This window comes from Serratia nematodiphila DZ0503SBS1, assembly GCF_000738675.1.
In the GTDB taxonomy this organism is placed as follows: Bacteria; Pseudomonadota; Gammaproteobacteria; order Enterobacterales; family Enterobacteriaceae; genus Serratia; species Serratia nematodiphila.
Genome location: NZ_JPUX01000001.1, coordinates 4,177,954 through 4,195,744, shown reverse-complemented (window position 1 = coordinate 4,195,744; position 17,791 = coordinate 4,177,954). Strand labels below are relative to the sequence as shown.

Here is a 17,791-nt window from a genome sequence, read left to right as displayed (position 1 = left end):
TGAAGGCGTCACAGGCCGACGTTCGGCAGCGCAGGGCGGGTGGCCAGCGCTTTATCGATCACGGCGTTGATCTCGGTGAGCGTTTCTCCCTGCAGCGCCAGGCGCGGAGGGCGAGTGACAGCGCTGCCGCGGCCGACCCGCTGTTCGCAGAGTTTGATGCACTGCACCAGATCGGGGCGGGCATCGAGGTGCAGTAGTGGCATAAACCAGCTGTATAGCGCCAACGCTTCCTCATAGCGTCTTTCCTTCGCCAGCCGGAACAGGGTTTCCCCTTCGCGCGGGAAGGCATTGGACATGCCGGAGATCCAGCCTTGCGCGCCGACGGCGATGCTTTCCAGCACCACATCGTCCAACCCGGCGAACAGCACGAAGCGATCGCCGACTTCATTGCGCAGGTCGATAAAGCGGCGGGTATCGCCCGACGAGTCTTTGAAGCACACGATGTTCTCGCAGTCGACCAGCGAGGTCAGAATGTCGGGCGTGACGTCATTTTTGTAAATGGGAGGGTTGTTGTAGACCATTATCGGCAGATCGGTCGCGCCAGCGACGCTGCGGAAGTGCGCGGCGGTTTCGTGCGGTTTGGCGGAGTAGACCAGCGCCGGCATCACCATAATTCCGTCGACGCCGGCCTTTTGCGCTTCACGCGCCATGTTCTGCGCGAAGGCGGTGGTGAACTCGGCGATGCCGGCGATCACCGGCACTTTACCGTCGGCGGCGTCTTTCGCCACCTCGATCACCGCCAGCTTTTCCTGCACTGTCATCGAGGTATTTTCACCGACGGTGCCGCACACCACCAGGCCGGAGACGCCGTCGCGCACCAGGTTTTTGATCACCGTATGGGTGGCGTCGAGATCCAGAGAGAAATCGTTGCGAAATTGGGTCGTCACCGCCGGGAATACGCCGCTCCAGCTTAGAGTTTTATGGCTCATCGTGTTTGTCCTGTCGTCCGAAAGTGTTAATGAAAAGTGAATCTTTGGTAAGGCTCACCGACAGATTGACCGGTATTGCGCAGGGAGGCTTGACGCTTTTCGCCGATTGCCGCGACGAAATTGGCACAATCGCGGCGGAAAACGGGCGTGAAAAATCGGGCGTCGGTACGCCGTGAGAAGAGAGGGTTAACGGGGTAAATCAGCGCGTTAAGCGGAAAGCGTCAGGCGAAAATCGCGCGGCGTGGAGCCGGTCATCGCTTTGAACTGACGGCTGAAGGCGCTGTGATCGGTATAGCCGCACTGCAGCGCGATGTCCGTGATCGGCAGATCGCCGGCCAGGAGTTCCGTGGCCTTTTCCAGCCGCACTTTGTGGATCATCTGGCGCGGGGTGAGGTGGAAGATACGTTTGCAGTAGCGTTCGATCTGCGCCACCGATAACCCGGTCAGCGCCGTCAGCTCTTCAAGCGCGATCGGTCTGGCGTAGTGGCGGCGGATATGCACGTCGATCGCCGCCAGCCGCTGGTAGGCCGGGTGATTGGCTCTGGCCTCCTGCAGATCGTGAGAAATACCCGCCATACCGATGATTTTTCCCTGCGCGTCATACAGCGCCAGCTTTTGCGTCAGGCACCAGCCGGTTTCTCGGCCGTTGTACAGGTGCATTTCCAGCTGATCCTGGATCAGCACGCCGTGGCGCAATACCCGCAGATCCTGCTCGGTATAGCCGGATCCGAGCTGAGCGGGAAAAACGTCGGCGGAGGTTTTGCCCAGCAGCGGCGTGACGGTTTTGAAACCGCAGCGCCTGGCCAGCGTCAGGTTGGCCAGCAGGTAGCGAGCCTGGGCGTCTTTGATAAAGAACACCACGTTGGGGATCGCGTTCAGCAACGGCGCGATCAGCGCCAGCGTATTCAGCAGATCGCGCAGGTTGTTCGGGCGCTGCTGCGCCAGTCCGTCGCACAGGCGCGACAGATGTTCGACGGCAAAAACGTCCTCCTGCTCCGGCAGCCCCACAAGCGAAGGCGGCGAGAGAGAAACCGGAGGCGGGTAGTCTGAAGTGGATCGCATAACAGTCCCTTTTCGGTCGTTAGCCGGAAAAACAGGCGAGCCAGGTTGGCGCTTTCGCATCAATATTAACTTTTTTGTAACGAAGCAAGCGCTATTTCCGGCGGGCTGCCAAATATGCGGATTGCCGCATACTTTTGCCGGACGGTGTTTGGCGGTTGCTTGAAAACTGCGGCGTTTCTCGCTACGCAAGGGTTTAGCATGAAAATAACGACATGATAAATAAGTCATTATTATGACAACCGTTAAACTCATACCCGCGACGCGTCAGGCCTGACGTTTGTCACTGTGCTGATTTCTTCATTCGCTGCGCCGAAACGCATCAAGCCGTCATGCTCACATTCGTTCAGGCTAATGCCATTGGTAACATCTCATTAACCCAGGAGACGCCGATGGCACTTTCTGCGCATATCACCGCTTTGCGGGCGATCGATTCTCATACCGGCGGAGAGCCGACCCGCCTGATCGTGGAAGGTTTTCCCGATCTCGGCGAGGGTAGCATGGCGGAACGGCGGGCGCGTTTCGCACAACATTATGATGATTGGCGCTGCGCGGTGATGCTCGAACCGCGTGGCAATGACGTGCTGGTGGGGGCGTTGCTGTGCCGCCCCTGCTCGCCACAGGCCACCGCCGGGGTGATCTTCTTTAACAACAGCGGCTATCTGGGCATGTGCGGACACGGCACTATCGGGCTGATCGCTTCGCTGGCTCATCTGGGGCGCATCCACGCCGGGCGCCACCTGATCGAGACCCCGGTCGGCCCGGTAAGCGCCACGCTGCATGATGACGGCAGCGTCACGGTGGAGAACGTGGCGGCTTATCGCTATCGCCGCCAGGTGCGGCTTGAGGTTGCCGGTCACGGGGCAGTGACGGGTGACATCGCCTGGGGGGGCAACTGGTTCTTCCTGATCGGCGAGTCACCGTTGCCCATCGATAAACACAATCTGGAGGCCTTGACCGCGTTCACCTGGGCGGTGCGGCAAACGCTGGAACAGGCGGGCATCCGCGGTGAAGACGGCGGAGCGATAGACCATATCGAACTGTTCGGTGACGATCCGCAGGCCGACAGCCGCAGCTTCGTGCTGTGCCCCGGCAAAGCCTATGACCGTTCTCCGTGCGGTACCGGCACCAGCGCCAAACTGGCGTGTCTGGCGGCGGACGGCAAACTGCCGCCGGACACGCAGTGGCGGCAGGCCAGCGTGATCGGCAGCGAATTCCAGGCCTATTATCGTTGGAACGGCGATCGCATTGCCCCCTTTATTCGCGGGCAGGCCTATGTGTGCGCCGATAGCCAACTGCTGCTCGACGAACGCGATCCCTTCGTCTGGGGGATACGCTGATGGGCGCCGAGCGGGGAGCCGATGTCATCGTGGTCGGTGCCGGTATCATCGGCGCCGCTTGCGCCTGGCGGCTGGCGCGGGAAGGGTATCGTGTCTCGGTGGTGGACGATCGCCGCGCCGGCGCCACCGCCGCCGGTATGGGGCATCTGGTTTGCATGGACGATAATCCTGCCGAGCTGGCGTTGAGCGCTTATTCGCTGCGGTTGTGGCGCGAAGTGACGGGGCGCATGCCGGAAGCCTGCGCCTGGCGTGGCTGCGGTACGCTGTGGTTGGCGGATCAAGCGGATGAAATGGCCATCGCCGAGCAAAAGCGGGTGCGGCTGGCGGAGCAGGGCGTGGCCGCGGAACTGCTGACGGCAGAGCAGATCGCCGTCATGGAGCCGATGCTGCGGCACGGCCTGGCCGGCGGACTGCGGGTGTCGGGCGATGGCATTCTGTATGCGCCGCTCGCGGCTCGCTGGCTGTTGGCCGACCGTGGTGCGGCAATTGACGTGGTGCATGGTGAAGCGACAGCGTTAGAAGAGGAAGCCGTGCGGCTGGCGGACGGCAGACGTCTGGCCGCGCCGGTGGTGGTCCTGGCCTGCGGCCTTAGGGCCAATAGCCTATTACCGCAGACTTTGCTTCACGCCAAGAAGGGCCAACTGGCGATCACCGATCGCTACCCGCCGCGGGTGCGGCATCAACTGGTGGAGCTGGGGTATGGCGCCAGCGCGCATGCCAGTAACGGCACGTCGGTGGCTTTCAATGTGCAGGCGCGGCCCACCGGACAATGGCTGATCGGCTCTTCCCGCCAGTTCGACGCCGTCGATTCGGCGTTGGACATGCCGCTGTTGGCGGCAATGCTTACGCGTGCGCAGCATTTCTTGCCCGCACTGGCGCAGATGAACATCATTCGCTGCTGGACCGGGTTGCGCGCCGCCTCTGCCGACGGGCTGCCGCTGTTGGGCGTGCATCCGCGGCATTCCTGGCTGTGGCTGGCTTTGGGGCATGAGGGATTGGGCGTCACGACTGCGCTCGGCAGCGCTGCGCTGATTACTGCGCAGATTGGCCGGCAAACGCCGGAGATTGACGATTCCCCGTATTTGGCTGCGCGGGCGTTTGCCGCCGAGGAGTTGCCTGTATGAATGAAAGACAAAATACGATCGCGTTGAGCATCGATGGAGAACACCGGCGGGTGCCGGTTGGTCTCAGCGTTGCTGCGGCGCTCAGCCTGTGCGGCGACGATCGTTGTCGGTTATCTGTTTCACACCAACCGCGGGCTCCCTTTTGTGGCATGGGCGTTTGTCAGGAGTGCCGGGTGACCATTAACGGCCTGCGTCGGCTGGCGTGCCAAACGCTGTGCCAAGCCGGCATGCGCATAGAGAGGAACGATGATGAGTAACTTCAATTGTGAGGTGCTGATCGTCGGTGCCGGGCCGGCCGGCATGGCGGCGGCGCTGGCCGCTGCGGAAAGTGGTGGCCAGGTGCGAATGATTGATGATAATCCGCATCCCGGCGGGCAAATCTGGCGCGACGGGATGCAGGTGGCTTTACCTGAAACGGCGAGCCGCTATCGGCAGGCGGTGGCGGCGCGGGAAAATATTGCGCTGCAGTCTGGCTGCAAGCTGGTGGCGCAGTGTGGCGCTAACCGATTGGCATATGAAGACGCCGAGGGCTGCGGCGTGATTCGCTATCAAAAGCTGATTTTATGCAATGGCGCGCGTGAACTGTTGTTGCCGTTTCCCGGCTGGACGCTGCCGGGGGTGACCGGCGCCGGTGGTTTACAGGCGCAAATCAAGCAGGGGTTGGCGATCCGTGGCGAGCGAGTGGTGATCGCCGGCAGTGGTCCGCTGCTGTTGGCGGTGGCCGACAGCGTGAAACAGGCCGGCGGAGAGGTGGTCATGTTGGCGGAGCAGGCGCCGCTGTGGCGGTTGGCGGCTTTCGCCGGCGGCCTGTGGCGCTGGCCGGCCAAGCTGCGTCAGGCTTTCTCTCTGATGCCAAGCCATTATCGTGCCGGTAGCCGGGTGCTGGCGGCCTTGGGGCAAGAGCGCTTGGCGTCGGTGCGTGTCAATAACGGCGGGCGGGAAAGTACGGTGGCCTGCGACAGGCTGGCCTGCGGTTTTGGTCTGGTGGCGAACATTGAGCTGGCGATGCTGTTGGGGTGTCGGATAAAGCATGACGCCGTAGCGGTGAATCATTGGCAGCAAACCAGTCAGGTGCAAATTTTTGCTGCCGGGGAGTGTACCGGCATCGGCGGCAGTGAATTGGCGCTCACTGAAGGCGCCATTGCCGGTTATGCCGCCACCGGGCAGCGGGAAAAGGCAGAGCGCCTGGCGGCGCAGCGGCGGCGGTGGCGGCGTTTCGCCACGGCGGCGGCAAATGCCTTCGCACTCGATGAGCGCTTGAATTCGCTGGCCAATCCGCAAACGTTACTGTGCCGCTGCGAAGACGTTACGTTGGAACAGGTACACCATCAGCCGGATTGGAACACGGCTAAGATGAGCAGCCGCTGTGGTATGGGGGCATGCCAGGGTAAAGTCTGCGCAACGGCGGCGAGGCAGCTTTTGGGCTGGCCTTTACCGTCGCCGCGTGTGCCTTTAACGCCGGTCAGGACGGAAACGCTGGTTGCGCTGGGGCTGAACCGATGTGATGACGATGGTTGAATGGGTTAGCGGCATCTCGCCCCAGGCAAACGCCGCCACATTACCATTGCGGCCAATAGTAGGTTTTCTCCCGCCAGCCTTTGCCGTACATACAGGCTTCGATGGTGGCGTCTCGGGCGGACTGATTGCGATCGGTCTGCACTGTTTTAATTGACGGCTCCTTGTCGTAGCGGTATCCCGATGGACAGTCTTTCTTATTCTTCTCGCAAGGAATGTATTTGTTTTCGTAGCTGAACTCCACGTCCCGCACCACGTCCGGGGGGAAGCGATCGTATCCGCGGCTGCGGCATTCGGCATATTCGGCATTCCGGGTACTCTCAACCGCGCCAGGCCTTTCCCATTGGGTGCAGGCGGTCAACATCAATAACGGCAAAACAATCAAACAACGGCAATTCTTCATGGTGTCCCTAACTCTTTCTCTATCCTGAGGCTCGCAGCCTAGGAATGTTCCTAACTGACGAGGTAGGAAAGTGTAATAAACTGGCGGAACAATTGGAAATGATAATGGTTATTGTTTAGGTGTGATTTAGGAAGTGCCGCGTTGAGAGAGGATGTGGCGCATTGAGGGCAGTCTGTAAGGATCCGCGACCTCACGGCGAGGGCTGGACGATGTGGCATTGATTTTATTCATTCTCTTTATGCCGCAATGATCTGACCGCAATTGCATCGTTTTAATGAGGGAAATAATATGCAAGCTAAGCATTTTCTTATCGGGTATGAATATTATTTTTATTTAGGATATTTACCCATGCCAAGGATTTAATGCTCGGTATTAATACCTTATTTTTTTATTTCTGTTTTTTTATTGGGGTTTTATTTTCAGGTTTTTTCTGGGGAAGACTTTTTAGTTACAGGGAATTCATTTGCATTTTAAATTTGGATTTTTTAAATTCATTTTAGAGGAAGGATAACTGTACGCGACAGAGTCAAAAAAGGAGTTTATTTTGTCTGGGATAAAGAAAACGCCTGAAAGTCATGACGGTTTACCTTCACCATCAGAGGATTATGATACTTTTAAGCACCTCTCCGATGTTGGCGCCGTGTTGGGATATGGGCGAACCCGCTTTTATCAGTGGTGCCGTGGGCGCGGATTTCTAACCCCGATGAACGTTCCGTCCCATGAAATGATCAGCCTGGGATATATGGTGGCGGTGTTATCAGAGACCGGTCATACCCGGGTTTATGTCACGCAGGATGGTTTCAGTTACGTCAGTGGTGCTTTTGCGGCAGATATCCAACGTGGCATGATCAAGTTTTAAATCTGAAAGAATCGCCTTTATTTCAATGGCTTTAATGCAGAATCTTCTTATCCCTGCAGGTTCGTGAGAGGAGTGGGAAGTTATCCGATTTTTTCGTCTCTGCGGTATGAAGGCTACTGGAGACAGCTATTCTCTTGCTACGATAAGCATTATTTTCTTCAGGAGCCAAGGATGAAGCATTACGCCGCGTTGTTATTTGCCTCTGCACTGCTGACGGGGTGTGCGACTCAAGCCGTACCGCCGCAACAGGCTGAGTTGCCCCCCCCAAGCCGTCTGATGCTCTATCAGAATATCCCGGATACGCCTTACGCTACGGTGGTCGTGGTGCGCGACAGCGGAATGCTGGCGGGCAGCTGCCGCACTGGCGTCTATGTGAATGGGGAGTTTGCCGCTTCACTCGAGGCAAAAGAAAAAGCAGAGTTTCGCGTGCCACCAGGCAATATTTCGGTCAGTATCGGGCAAGATATGATCGAGAACTCTCTATGTATTTGGCGTGAAACCAGCGGCAGCGTGCCGATGACGCTGCGCGCCGGTGAAAGCCGCTATCTGCGCATCGCCGGCGATCGGCAGCGAGGCTTCGTGTTGCAGGCAGGGCGGCCGTAACAGCCCAGGCAAGGGCGTTAACGCCCTTGCCACCATCCCCACAGCGTAATTAATAGCCACGCCGCCGCAATCCAGCACAATACCGCCGCACCCAGCGCTAACGACAGCCGCAGACTGTTAATCAGGAAATACAGCGAAATCAAATATACCAGGTAGGGCAATACCGCCCACATGCCGAAAATCAGCGTCGTTTTCAGTGCCGCAATTGAACGTTCGCTGCCGACAATGTAATGCGCAATCAGGGCGAAAGTGGGAAAGAGCGGGACTAAACCGGCGATATAATAGTTGCGCGTTTTGGCCAACAGGCCGATTAGAACCACGACCAGCGCGCCGATCAGCGCTTTGACAAGGATGCCCATAACGGTCTCGGGTGTGGGGGGAAAGTCAACACACTGCCCGAAAGCGCGTGCAAGATCAATGGGGTGTGGCGTAGCGTGGTGAAAAGCAGACCCACAAGAAGTGCGGGTCTGGGGCGCAACGCTTACTGACGGTAAGCGTGCTTTATTTGCTGAATGCTGTTCTTGAAGATTTCTGCCTGAGTCGGATCTTCAATCTGCGCGATGAAACGTTCCATGTTGATGATGACTTTCCCGGCGTCGGCCTGGCCGATCGACTTCAAGATCAGCGTCAGCGTAGCTTTGAGGCAGGCAACCTCGGTCGCCAAGATTTCCGGGTTTGCAGACGTAGTGAAATCAACGTTGCTCATTTTCTCTCCTGATTTTTTGAGGCCGTAGCCTGATACAAGCTGCTTTGGCGCACCGCGCGCGGGCTAAAAAGTAGCCCCGGGCGCGGCGGCGAATTTAACTGGGCGCGGAGTATAGCATAGCATGAGTCTGTCATCTGCACCGGGCTTGCTCAGGTCTCGCGGGTGGGCAACGTTCGCTCGTTGCCTGTCTGAATCATCTACTCTCGGCAAGTTATTTCGAGGTGGTTAACAAGTATTTTTCCGGTACGTTATTGTTGAACAATCGGGGTTATTATAATTACTGGGGGGCGGAGGCGCCGATTTTACCGGCGTTTGCCGGGAATAATAGTTTCGACCGAGGGTTGCCGGACCCACGTTGGCCGCGGATTTTGTTACGCCTTTAAATATCAAATGATTACAAACAGCCAACAGCCGTGTTAATATTATTCATGTCGTGATTGCTTACACAGATTTCTCCCTCGCGGCATGATTGTCGCGCTATCCTGTGTCAGACGCAGCGCGACGAAATTATTTTCGTCGCCCGATCTTTTCCGACGTGACGATTTATCGGCGGCATAGACGGCTAAAATTGAAAAATCAGCTCTGCTCCGCAAAGTTATTCGGAAGTATGTATTAATCTGTGTTCATTCTTGTCTGAAAAACAAGTAATATCTCTGGCGAAAACAGAGGCCGATTGCGTTACTCCCTTTTTTTGGAGATTTTTCCTTGATTAGCGTTCTTCTTGTTGATGACCACGAACTGGTGCGCGCAGGGATACGACGCATTCTTGAAGATATCAAAGGTATAAAAGTTGTCGGTGAGGCTCAGTGCGGTGAAGACGCCGTAAAATGGTGCCGCGGCAACGCTGTCGATATCGTGCTGATGGACATGAATATGCCGGGCATTGGCGGGCTGGAAGCCACGCGCAAGATTGTGCGTTATGCACCCGACGTCAAAGTCATCATGTTGACCATCCATACTGAAAATCCTTTGCCCGCGAAGGTGATGCAGGCGGGTGCCGCCGGTTACCTGAGCAAGGGCGCCGCGCCGCAGGAAGTGATTAACGCCTTGCGTTCCGTGCATGCCGGGCAGCGCTATATCGCGTCTGATATCGCACAGCAGATGGCCCTGAGTCAGTTGGAACCACAGGCTGAAACGCCGTTCAGCTGCTTGTCTGAACGCGAGCTACAGATCATGTTGATGATCACCAAAGGCAAAAAAGTGAATGAGATCTCGGAGCAACTGAGTCTCAGCCCGAAAACGGTGAACAGCTACCGTTACCGCATGTTCAGCAAACTGAATATCAGCGGCGACGTCGAATTGACTCACCTGGCCATCCGACATGGATTGTTCAATGCGGAGACGTTGTTAAGCAGTGAATGACCGTTTTGATGCCAAAGCCTTCCTGAGTACCGTCACCAGCCAGCCCGGCGTCTACCGTATGTATGACGCCACGGGTACGGTGATCTACGTCGGTAAAGCCAAAGACCTGAAAAAGCGTCTCGCCAGCTATTTTCGGCAGCAGGTCAGCAGCCGTAAAACCGAGACGCTGGTTAAAAATATCGCGCAAATAGACGTAACGGTTACCCACACCGAGACAGAAGCGCTGCTGTTGGAACATAACTACATTAAATTGTACCAACCGCGATATAATGTTCTTTTGCGAGACGATAAATCTTACCCGCTGATTTTTCTCAGTGCGGATACCCATCCCCGTTTGGCTGTGCATCGCGGCGCCAAACACGCCAAAGGCGAATATTTCGGGCCTTTCCCCAACTCTTACGCCGTGCGCGAGACGCTGGCGCTGCTGCAGAAGCTGTTCCCAATCCGCCAGTGCGAAAACAGCGTGTATCGCAACCGTTCGCGTCCGTGCCTGCAGTATCAGATCGGCCGCTGTTTGGGGCCTTGTGTTGCCGGGCTGGTGAGCGAAGACGAGTACCGGCAGCAGGTGGATTACGTGCGGCTGTTTCTTTCTGGCAAAGATCAGCAGGTATTGCACCAGCTGATTGAGCGTATGGAAGAAGCCAGCAAACTGCTTAATTTCGAAGAAGCGGCGCGCATTCGCGATCAAATTCAGGCTGTGCGCCGCGTTACCGAACGGCAGTTCGTGTCGGGCGACAGCGACGATCTGGACGTGATCGGCGTGGCGTTCGATGCCGGTATGGCGTGCCTGCACGTGCTGTTCATCCGTCAGGGCAAGGTGCTGGGCAGCCGCAGCTATTTCCCTAAAGTGCCGGGCGGCACGGATATGGGTGAGGTGGTGCAGACCTTTGTCGGCCAGTTCTATCTGCAAGGCAGCCAGGCGCGTACGCTGCCCGGCGAGATCCTGCTGGATTTCAGCCTGCCGGAAAAAGACCTGCTTGCGGAATCGCTCTCCGAGTTGGCGGGGCGCAAGATCCAAATTCAAAGCAAACCGCGCGGCGATCGCGCCCGTTATCTGAAACTGGCGCGCACCAACGCGGCAACGGCGTTGACCACCAGGCTGTCGCAACAGTCGACGATCCATCAGCGGCTGGCGGAATTGGCCAAAGTGCTGAACCTGACGGAAATCAACCGTATGGAGTGCTTCGATATCAGCCATACCATGGGTGAGCAGACAGTGGCTTCGTGCGTGGTGTTCGACGGAAACGGCCCCGTGCGAGCGGAGTATCGGCGTTACAATATCAGCGGCATTACTCCTGGCGATGACTACGCGGCGATGACGCAGGTGCTGAAGCGCCGTTACGGCAAGGCGCTGGAAGAGAAAAAGATCCCGGATGTCATCTTCATCGACGGCGGTAAAGGGCAGCTCGGCATGGCGATCGACGTATTCAAATCGCTGAATGTTACCTGGGACAAGAATAAGCCGCTGTTGATCGGCATCGCCAAAGGCGCCGACCGCAAGGCAGGGTTAGAAACGTTGTTCTTCGTGCCGGAAGGTGAAGGGATTTCTCTGCCGCCGGATTCGCCGGCGCTGCATGTGATCCAACACATCCGCGACGATTCGCACAATCATGCCATTACCGGTCACCGGCAGAGAAGGGCGAAAGTCAGGAATACCAGCGCATTGGAGCTGATTGAAGGCGTAGGGCCGAAACGGCGCCAGGTGCTGTTGAAGTATATGGGCGGACTGCAACCTTTGTTGAACGCCAGCGTGGAGGAAATTGCAAAAGTGCCGGGTATTTCACAAGCATTGGCAGAAAAGATCTACAATGCATTGAAACACTGAGGGCAATGTAGCAACATACTCTTAATTTCCACTCTAGCCAGATAGTTACCGTAGCATTATGCAATTGAATATACCGACTTGGCTTACCCTGTTTCGCGTAGTTCTGATCCCATTCTTTGTGCTGGCGTTTTATCTGCCGTTCAACTGGGCTCCGATGGTTTGCGCCGTTATCTTTGTGTTTGCCGCCGTCACCGACTGGTTTGACGGCTTCCTGGCACGTCGCTGGAAACAAACGACGCGCTTCGGGGCGTTTTTGGATCCGGTCGCGGACAAAGTGATGGTGGCGGTGGCGCTGGTGCTGGTGGCGGAGCACTACCACAGCTGGTGGATCACGCTGCCGGCGGCCACCATGATCGCCCGTGAAATCATCATTTCGTCGCTGCGCGAGTGGATGGCGGAAATTGGCAAACGCAGCAGCGTGGCGGTGTCCTGGATCGGCAAAGTGAAAACCATGGCGCAGATGATGTCGCTGGTGGGCTTGCTGTGGCGGCCGGATCGTTCCGTAGAGTATGTGGCGATTGGCTTGTTGTATATCGCGGCGGTGCTGACTTTCTGGTCGATGTTCCAATATTTGAACGCGGCACGCAACGATTTGCTGGAACCGTGATCGATACGCTGCAAAAAGCGGCAAACGATCGTGGTGCGCCAACAATTTTATTGACTCATCACGTCAGGTAAGTAGAATGCATCGCATCAGACGACAACGATGAATTGCCGAAAGATAGCAAAGAAATCAGTCAGTTCTGGTAATGCGGGAATAGCTCAGTTGGTAGAGCGCAACCTTGCCAAGGTTGAGGTCGCGAGTTCGAGCCTCGTTTCCCGCTCCAAACATTAGCCTGTTGAATCTTCATGATTCGGCAGGTAAGAAAAAGGGGCTTAGGCCCCTTTTTCGTTTTGTCCTCCGGTAGCCGTCGTGCCCCCTTTTTCAATACGATTTCAATCATTTGATTGACTCTGCAACATTTTGCCGATTGTCATTCCAACTGCTTGCCTTTGATTTCAGGTAACAACAGGATTATCAGTAGCACTGCGCCGCAGGAACATGCCTATAGCGGCGCCCAGGGCCGCTGCTTTGGCCCAGATAGCCGACCAATCCCGGAAATAAAGCACCGCTCCCGTGCCTGAAACTGTAGGGGAGTCTTTACCTGATGGTGCGTGCGTTCCGCTGATGGGGGCGCTCGGTCAGAAATGCCTGAAGGCAAGGTGAATATCAGCTGGCGCTGCCTGTCGCGGCCAATAAAATCTCTGCGCGGTCGACGATGGTACTCAGGATGGATTCATCGTATGGTAGCCAAAAGATCGGCGACTTGCCGCCCGATTTTGGGGTTGACGGTAATTCCGCCGGTGCGCCGGCGCGGGTGACTCGGCCCGTCGCCAGATGCAACGCATAGTCGGCGATGCGCAGATGATTTGTTTCTACGGTGAGCCTGCCTGCGGCGATGGGCTGGTGGAAAATGTGGCGTAGCGTTTCACGGCGCAGGTTAGCGATGTTAGAGGTTTCCGTCAGATAACTCAGGTGACGCGCCCGCTGTTGCGGTGAAGCGCCGGAGGCCAAGGCATCGCCCTCCGCTAACGCCGTGCGGCTGATTAGCAGATCTGCGGCGCGGCACATCTCCGAATACGTGATTGCCGGCAGAGCCTCGGGGGCGATACGCTCCCACTGCCCGTTGATTTGCCGATTGACCGTCAATGCACCTGACGCTCCCCAGCCATCGGCTCCAGGATAGAGTTTGGCATTCACGGCGAACAGCGCCTGATACTCACCGAAGCGGCGCGCAAGGCCCACGCCGCCGGCGCCGATATGCCATCCTTGCTGCCGGGCAAGGCCCAACAGTGGGCGAAGTGCCAGTAAATACCCGGAAAAATCGGCGGAGCGGAAGTAATACTCGCGGTAGGCCTGACGGAACGGCTGGGCGATGCGACGTGAGATAATGAATGTGCGCCACGCCTGCCGTTCACCTTCATCCGCCATCAACGGATGCCACAGCAGAATCTCGGCGTCATTCGGCAAGTCCAGGGGCTGCCCGTGAGCGTCCAGAGCGCCGTCCAGCGGCACAAATACGCGGTCGGGCTGGCCCGGGCAGCGAGCCAGCCAAATCAGAGAATGCGCTAACGGCGCGCCGGCCGGAGAGTTGTGCAACTGTGAATGCCAGTCATGATAGGTGAACTCACTGCCTAGCCACATACTGGCCTCGAGGCAAGATGCGAGCATGGCGGTTTGCTTTTTCCCGGCGGGCAGTTGGCCGCTTAATTTCAGCGCCATATCGGGGCGTTCGGCCAGGTTGCGTTCTGCGGGTTTTACATTGCGCCCCAGTTTCTTTTTAATCCCGGCATGACGAACCGACTCTAGCGTATAGCGCAGTGCCTTGACACCTTCCGGCGTGGGTGCCGCCTGAATTGAATGTCCCAGGGCGATGGCCAGTGCCTGAGAGGGCGCGGTCTTGGCCATGGTGGGCGCAACGGCAACCTGCGGCAATAGCTGTTCGATCAACGGACCGAACCAGCGCTCATCTCGCCACGCCGTAATGCGAGCCGCCCGGGCAATAATATGCGCGTCATCGACTGAGAAGGCGCAGTCGGCCTTATAGGGTAGCTCGGCCCGCCGGATGGCTTCGAGGTGCCTGAGCGCCTGTTCCAACGCGGTCCGGGCGAAATCCATATAGGCAGGCTCGTCGCTCAGAATCTGCATGTCGTTCCTGTCGTCGTAGAGCGACTGAGGTTGATAGTAGGCGGTTTGCGACTGGCAGAGCGTCAGGGCGCCGGCGAGGCTGAGGCGAGAGAGCACGGCGAACTCACTTAACACATACGGGTCCTGGGCGTGCTGCGTCATCACGGCCTGCTGCAGGCGCGAGCGAATCTCATCATCGGTATATCTGGTCAATACGTGGGCTTCGTAACGCCGTAACGCCCAGAAGGCCGGCTCCTTTTGTTGCGGGGCGCCCGTAGTCAGGATCCGGCGCAGCTCTGTGGCCAGCGCCGGCGATGGCGATGCCGTCAAGCCGGCAATGCAAAGTACCGCGTCTTCCCAACAAACAAGGTTGCGCAAAACGTCAATGGCGGTAGCGTTATCAAAGGCGGGAACCTTGCCTAACGTTTTGGTTTGTTGCCTGATATGGTACGCCAGCGTCCTGAACTCCGGATGCTCGACATCGTTCGCCAGACGGTGAATGTCCGCCCACAGTTTTCCAAGTTCTTGCGGGGGGAAAGGGCTGATGTCCGGCGGCTCACCCAACCGCGCTTTTAACTGAGCTAATAAGGTTGCGTGCGGCATGATGAAATCCTTTTTATCGTAGAGGCGATCGCAGGCTAACTGCACCGCCACATTTAATAAAGCGGCGGTGCGATAAAATGCCCTTCAACTTACCACAACGATTGGGATCAGACTGCGGTTTGAGGCGCGGTGGGGACCGCCACCGCATCGATTTCGACCAGCACATCTTGTCGGAACAGAGTTTCTACGCCGATCAAGGCGCTGGCGGGTTCATGCCCTTTGAGCCAACGATCGCGGATCTTGCGAATTGTGGCCAACTGTTCGGGACGATAATTGCGCACGTACAGCGTCATTCTGACAATATTTTCGGGTGAACTGCCTGCATGCTGCAGCGTGTCGTTCAAATTCTTGAATGCCAATTCCAATTGCTTCTCCAGCCCTAAAGGGACTTTGTTGTCAGCGGTTACTGGGACATGGCCACTGAGAAACAGCAGGCCACTCTGTGTTTGCGCAGCGCCGGAGACGCCGGGGATTTTCTGGCCTGGAGCCGTCAGCAGACGCAGCGATTGTGCGGGCTCCGGGGAGTTGGTGGATCTCGCTTTCAGCGCTGTCTGATCGCCGAAAGACAGAGTTTCGATAAACGCTTGTGTCATCATGGCCCAGCCAAAATGATGCACTACGTCGTTCAGAACGTGTTGCTGTTGCTGAGCGGTGAAAGCGGCCGTCGCATCGCTGAGGATCACTGGCTCATAGCCCAGATCGTGTGCGGCGCGTAATGTGGACTCGATGCAGACGTGGGTGGCGTAACCGGCCAGGTACAGCCGGGTAATGCCTTGCCCGCGCAGATAGTTGTCCAAATCGGAGGCGGCGAATGCGCTGGCACCCGCACGCCCGCTGATGACAAACTCATTTGATCGCGGAGCGAATGATGGATAGAACTGCCAGCCTTTATCCTGTTTTTGCCAGGTGCCGGCTTTGGGGATGGCGCCGCGTAGCCCAAATGGTTTGCGCCCGAGTTCACGGTAGTCTGGCGACAGTTGCAGCGTAGCGTGAATGACCGGCATCCCCGCCTGGCGAGCAGCCTCCAGGGCGCGTTTGCCCGCTTCCTGGGAACGGGCGAGCGATCGCTTGTCCTGGATCAAACCATGCAACTTACCTTGCGGATCCAGCCACTCATTGACGAACTCGATCATGACCAGCGCCGCACGCTCTTCTTTCGGCTGTTGTTGCGGTATTAAGTTAGTCGCAGCTGCTGCGGCTTGGCTTGCCGTTACAGCCATAGTAGAAAGCAAACATAGTCGCGAAAACAGACCGTTGGTAAATTTCAACATGTTGTATCCCTCATCAGTTAGTGGAGGAATAACTATATGGATGATGAACAGGAATGATAATGCCTTTATAATCAAAGTTACTGTGAATTAAGGGAATAATAAGAATGGATCCATTCAGTGATATCAGCACCTTTGTCAGAGCCGCCGAAGCCGGTAACTTCACGCGCGCTGCACGTGTGCTGCGTATTACGCCTTCTGCGGTGAGCAAGTCGGTGGCGCGTCTGGAAGCAGAACTTGGCGTGAAATTATTCCACCGCTCACCGCGGCAGATCACATTGACCGGCGATGGTGAAGTTTTCTTCGACGTTTGTCGGCAAGGCATGACGGCCATTGAGGACGCACGCAGTCTGCTGGGGGGGAGCGCCCAACCGTGGCGCGGAAAACTGCGGATTTGTGTACCGGTGAGTTTTGGTCAATGCGTGGTTGCGCCGGCACTCAGCGAGTGGCTGGTTGCCCATCCGGGACTAGATATCGAGCTGACATTGACCGACCGACATGTTGACATGACGGCCGAACGTTTCGATCTGGCTGTTATGTTGGGCGAAGTGCCGGATTCTCGTCTGGTTGCGCGCGCTTTGCCGCCACATCGTTTCCAGACCGTTGCGGCGCCGGTTTATCTGCAGCAGCATGGTGCACCCAGTTTCCCCGGCGATCTTGGCGAACATGCTTGCCTACGCTATATCATGGCCAATAGCGGCCAGTTTCGTACCTGGACATTCTCCCGATCCGGGGAAGCATATCGCCACTTTCCTATCGGACCACTGGCCAGCGATCACGTCGCCGTGCTGCTGGCATTGGCTGAAGGTGGGCAGGGCATTCTTCAGGCGCCGCATTACGTTGTGGCACCGGCGTTAGCTGCAGGCAGGCTTGTCACCGTTCTGAACGAGTTTGACAGCGTTGGCGCGCCGTTGTCTGTTGTGTATGAAAAGGCGCGTCATGCTTCTGCCCGAAACAGACTGGCTGTTGATTTCTTACTCGAACTCGGTAGCCGGCTTTAGCCGGCTTGATGTATCGGCCGAACGATGCGGCAATCGCTGTCAGGGGCGAGGGATTGCGGTCAGGGAAAGCAGAAGGTGTGACGGGGCAGATAATCTGTCTCACCGTTGCCGGCGACTCTATGCGTGTGCATCGAAGATTACGCGATGTCCCCATGATGATGCTTTGCCCGGTACCCCATCATCATAAGCAAATGAAAAGCCGGGGAGGGCACGGGTAAGCGATTCCTGTCGAGAAAAAAGATCCGATTTGCCCGTGAATCCCTGAGCCAATGCATATAAAATCAACATTCCGCTTGCCTTTCCGTTGGCATTGTGAACAGTGCGCCCACAAAATAAGCAGTTGAAAGCGTTAGAGAACTTTTTGCTATTTCGGGGGGTTGCCAAGGTGGGGGGTTTAGTCCATAATGCAGTCCATCGATTCGGCGGTAACGAAATAAATTACTTAAGAATCAGATGATTAAGATAAGCGATTTCAACATCGCGATTGAAAAGAACAAAACGAAGTGGGTGAGTCACCGGCTTTGGC

The 17,791-nt window shown here is 56.9% G+C and carries 18 protein-coding genes, 1 tRNA gene and 1 pseudogene; 12 read left to right on the top strand and 8 right to left on the bottom strand.

Going from position 1 to position 17,791, the window contains the following annotated elements; genetic code table 11:
- Positions 1-8: 8 nt before the first annotated feature.
- Positions 9-929, bottom strand: coding sequence for a dihydrodipicolinate synthase family protein (locus tag JL05_RS19465; RefSeq protein WP_033633394.1), 921 nt, complete (start codon positions 927-929; stop codon positions 9-11).
- Between the two features lie 29 nt (positions 930-958).
- Between JL05_RS19465 and JL05_RS25470 the strand changes: the two genes are divergently transcribed.
- Positions 959-1,105: a hypothetical protein gene (locus tag JL05_RS25470; protein ID WP_153303148.1), complete on the top strand. Its 147-nt coding sequence runs from the start codon at positions 959-961 to the stop codon at positions 1,103-1,105.
- A gap of 31 nt (positions 1,106-1,136) precedes the next feature.
- On the opposite strand, the gene JL05_RS19460 is transcribed toward JL05_RS25470, so the two are convergent.
- The gene (locus JL05_RS19460; RefSeq protein ID WP_031300114.1) at positions 1,137-1,991 is read right to left on the bottom strand and encodes an AraC family transcriptional regulator; all 855 of its coding nucleotides are present in this window, start codon (positions 1,989-1,991) and stop codon (positions 1,137-1,139) included.
- A gap of 389 nt (positions 1,992-2,380) precedes the next feature.
- On the opposite strand from JL05_RS19460, the gene JL05_RS19455 reads away from it, so the two are divergent.
- Genes JL05_RS19455 through JL05_RS19445 form a run of 4 tightly spaced genes read left to right on the top strand, consistent with a single transcriptional unit; the run spans position 2,381 to position 5,970 of the window.
- Positions 2,381-3,328, top strand: a complete 948-nt coding sequence (locus tag JL05_RS19455; RefSeq protein WP_033633393.1) for a 4-hydroxyproline epimerase — start codon at positions 2,381-2,383, stop codon at positions 3,326-3,328.
- Positions 3,328-4,452: an NAD(P)/FAD-dependent oxidoreductase gene (locus JL05_RS19450; protein ID WP_033633392.1), complete on the top strand. Its 1,125-nt coding sequence runs from the start codon at positions 3,328-3,330 to the stop codon at positions 4,450-4,452. The genes JL05_RS19455 and JL05_RS19450 overlap by 1 nt, the downstream gene beginning before the upstream one ends.
- Positions 4,449-4,709, top strand: a complete 261-nt coding sequence (locus JL05_RS25005; protein WP_004927966.1) for a (2Fe-2S)-binding protein — start codon at positions 4,449-4,451, stop codon at positions 4,707-4,709. The genes JL05_RS19450 and JL05_RS25005 overlap by 4 nt, the downstream gene beginning before the upstream one ends.
- Positions 4,702-5,970 carry an FAD-dependent oxidoreductase gene (locus tag JL05_RS19445; protein WP_033633391.1) on the top strand — a complete coding sequence of 423 codons (1,269 nt, stop codon included), beginning with the start codon at positions 4,702-4,704 and terminating at the stop codon, positions 5,968-5,970. Before JL05_RS25005 ends, JL05_RS19445 begins: the two co-directional genes overlap by 8 nt.
- A gap of 40 nt (positions 5,971-6,010) precedes the next feature.
- Here JL05_RS19445 and JL05_RS19440 read toward each other — a convergent pair whose 3' ends face one another.
- Positions 6,011-6,370: a hypothetical protein gene (locus JL05_RS19440; RefSeq protein WP_004927961.1), complete on the bottom strand. Its 360-nt coding sequence runs from the start codon at positions 6,368-6,370 to the stop codon at positions 6,011-6,013.
- Positions 6,371-6,914: 544 nt separating this feature from the next.
- On the opposite strand from JL05_RS19440, the gene JL05_RS25465 reads away from it, so the two are divergent.
- Positions 6,915-7,229, top strand: a complete 315-nt coding sequence (locus JL05_RS25465; protein WP_033633390.1) for a hypothetical protein — start codon at positions 6,915-6,917, stop codon at positions 7,227-7,229.
- A 171-nt stretch (positions 7,230-7,400) separates the two neighbouring features.
- Positions 7,401-7,832 (top strand): hypothetical protein, encoded by a 432-nt coding sequence (locus tag JL05_RS19430; RefSeq protein WP_028128013.1) that lies wholly within the window; start codon positions 7,401-7,403, stop codon positions 7,830-7,832.
- Between the two features lie 17 nt (positions 7,833-7,849).
- Here JL05_RS19430 and JL05_RS19425 read toward each other — a convergent pair whose 3' ends face one another.
- Positions 7,850-8,191: a GlpM family protein gene (locus tag JL05_RS19425; protein WP_004927953.1), complete on the bottom strand. Its 342-nt coding sequence runs from the start codon at positions 8,189-8,191 to the stop codon at positions 7,850-7,852.
- A gap of 122 nt (positions 8,192-8,313) precedes the next feature.
- Entirely contained in the window at positions 8,314-8,538 is a 225-nt protein-coding gene (locus JL05_RS19420; protein WP_004927950.1) for a DUF2594 family protein, read from the bottom strand.
- Between the two features lie 705 nt (positions 8,539-9,243).
- Here JL05_RS19420 and uvrY point away from each other — a divergent pair.
- The 4 genes from uvrY (at position 9,244) to JL05_RS19400 (ending at position 12,552) form a co-directional block, all read left to right on the top strand.
- Positions 9,244-9,900 carry a UvrY/SirA/GacA family response regulator transcription factor gene (uvrY, locus tag JL05_RS19415; RefSeq protein WP_004927947.1) on the top strand — a complete coding sequence of 219 codons (657 nt, stop codon included), beginning with the start codon at positions 9,244-9,246 and terminating at the stop codon, positions 9,898-9,900.
- A complete protein-coding gene (gene uvrC / locus JL05_RS19410; protein ID WP_033633389.1) occupies positions 9,893-11,725 on the top strand; it encodes an excinuclease ABC subunit UvrC in 1,833 nt (610 codons plus the stop codon). Before uvrY ends, uvrC begins: the two co-directional genes overlap by 8 nt.
- A gap of 58 nt (positions 11,726-11,783) precedes the next feature.
- The gene (pgsA, locus tag JL05_RS19405; RefSeq protein WP_004927937.1) at positions 11,784-12,332 is read left to right on the top strand and encodes a CDP-diacylglycerol--glycerol-3-phosphate 3-phosphatidyltransferase; all 549 of its coding nucleotides are present in this window, start codon (positions 11,784-11,786) and stop codon (positions 12,330-12,332) included.
- Between the two features lie 144 nt (positions 12,333-12,476).
- Positions 12,477-12,552: transfer RNA gene (locus JL05_RS19400), tRNA-Gly, on the top strand.
- Positions 12,553-12,699: 147 nt separating this feature from the next.
- Here the strand turns inward: JL05_RS19400 and JL05_RS25885 are convergent.
- The 3 genes and pseudogenes from JL05_RS25885 to JL05_RS25670 all read right to left on the bottom strand — a co-directional run.
- Positions 12,700-12,857: pseudogene (locus JL05_RS25885) on the bottom strand (MFS transporter); the annotation flags it as partial.
- A gap of 78 nt (positions 12,858-12,935) precedes the next feature.
- The gene (locus JL05_RS19395; protein WP_033633388.1) at positions 12,936-14,996 is read right to left on the bottom strand and encodes a DUF4132 domain-containing protein; all 2,061 of its coding nucleotides are present in this window, start codon (positions 14,994-14,996) and stop codon (positions 12,936-12,938) included.
- A 107-nt stretch (positions 14,997-15,103) separates the two neighbouring features.
- On the bottom strand, positions 15,104-16,267 hold the full coding sequence (locus tag JL05_RS25670; protein WP_202963932.1) for an isochorismatase family protein: 1,164 nt from the start codon (positions 16,265-16,267) through the stop codon (positions 15,104-15,106).
- Positions 16,268-16,371: 104 nt separating this feature from the next.
- Here JL05_RS25670 and JL05_RS19385 point away from each other — a divergent pair, with 104 nt between their 5' ends.
- The gene (locus JL05_RS19385; RefSeq protein ID WP_033633387.1) at positions 16,372-17,265 is read left to right on the top strand and encodes a LysR family transcriptional regulator; all 894 of its coding nucleotides are present in this window, start codon (positions 16,372-16,374) and stop codon (positions 17,263-17,265) included.
- Positions 17,266-17,791: the final 526 nt, after the last annotated feature.

Bases quoted from the DNA above. Each gene is read 5' to 3' on its own strand.
- JL05_RS19420 (WP_004927950.1), bottom strand. From the start codon at position 8,538: ATGAGCAACGTTGATTTCACTACGTCTGCAAACCCGGAAATCTTGGCG.
- pgsA (WP_004927937.1), top strand. From the start codon at position 11,784: ATGCAATTGAATATACCGACTTGGCTTACCCTGTTTCGCGTAGTTCTG.
- JL05_RS19460 (WP_031300114.1), bottom strand. From the start codon at position 1,991: ATGCGATCCACTTCAGACTACCCGCCTCCGGTTTCTCTCTCGCCGCCT.
- JL05_RS19445 (WP_033633391.1), top strand. From the start codon at position 4,702: ATGAGTAACTTCAATTGTGAGGTGCTGATCGTCGGTGCCGGGCCGGCC.
- JL05_RS25005 (WP_004927966.1), top strand. From the start codon at position 4,449: ATGAATGAAAGACAAAATACGATCGCGTTGAGCATCGATGGAGAACAC.
- JL05_RS19465 (WP_033633394.1), bottom strand. From the start codon at position 929: ATGAGCCATAAAACTCTAAGCTGGAGCGGCGTATTCCCGGCGGTGACG.
- JL05_RS25670 (WP_202963932.1), bottom strand. From the start codon at position 16,267: ATGTTGAAATTTACCAACGGTCTGTTTTCGCGACTATGTTTGCTTTCT.
- JL05_RS19455 (WP_033633393.1), top strand. From the start codon at position 2,381: ATGGCACTTTCTGCGCATATCACCGCTTTGCGGGCGATCGATTCTCAT.
- JL05_RS25470 (WP_153303148.1), top strand. From the start codon at position 959: ATGAAAAGTGAATCTTTGGTAAGGCTCACCGACAGATTGACCGGTATT.
- JL05_RS19385 (WP_033633387.1), top strand. From the start codon at position 16,372: ATGGATCCATTCAGTGATATCAGCACCTTTGTCAGAGCCGCCGAAGCC.
- JL05_RS19450 (WP_033633392.1), top strand. From the start codon at position 3,328: ATGGGCGCCGAGCGGGGAGCCGATGTCATCGTGGTCGGTGCCGGTATC.
- JL05_RS19395 (WP_033633388.1), bottom strand. From the start codon at position 14,996: ATGCCGCACGCAACCTTATTAGCTCAGTTAAAAGCGCGGTTGGGTGAG.
- JL05_RS19440 (WP_004927961.1), bottom strand. From the start codon at position 6,370: ATGAAGAATTGCCGTTGTTTGATTGTTTTGCCGTTATTGATGTTGACC.
- JL05_RS19425 (WP_004927953.1), bottom strand. From the start codon at position 8,191: ATGGGCATCCTTGTCAAAGCGCTGATCGGCGCGCTGGTCGTGGTTCTA.
- JL05_RS19430 (WP_028128013.1), top strand. From the start codon at position 7,401: ATGAAGCATTACGCCGCGTTGTTATTTGCCTCTGCACTGCTGACGGGG.